This window comes from Psychroserpens mesophilus (assembly GCF_050617655.1).
GTDB lineage: Bacteria > Bacteroidota > Bacteroidia > Flavobacteriales > Flavobacteriaceae > Psychroserpens > Psychroserpens mesophilus_A.
In genome coordinates this window covers 1-264 of sequence record NZ_JBODQC010000223.1, presented here as the reverse complement: position 1 = coordinate 264, position 264 = coordinate 1, and the positions used below count along the sequence as shown (strand labels likewise).

The window sequence follows — 264 nt, the reverse complement described above, 5'->3', positions numbered from 1 at the left end:
CGTTCCTCTTCCAGAAAGTCTGAATGCCCGTATTTCTGTGTCGGATATCCCACGCGGATTTCCCCTTCGGGCTCGTTAAATACCCGGATGTCAGTGGACAACATGAGCAGGTCCTCCCGGAATGCCGGAGTGTTTGCCTCAAATTCCCCGCACCGGATGGATACCTCAGCATCTGAGGCGTATTGCCAGGCCCGCTGCAGGCATTGCGCGATGGCCGAAAACGAATCTTCCATCCGGTCGAAATTCGTGTTTACGATAATGGAA

General features: G+C 53.8%; 1 pseudogene. It reads right to left on the bottom strand.

Annotated features, from left to right (window positions below):
• A pseudogene (locus ACRHNM_RS17040) lies at positions 1–264 on the bottom strand (sensor histidine kinase); the annotation flags it as partial.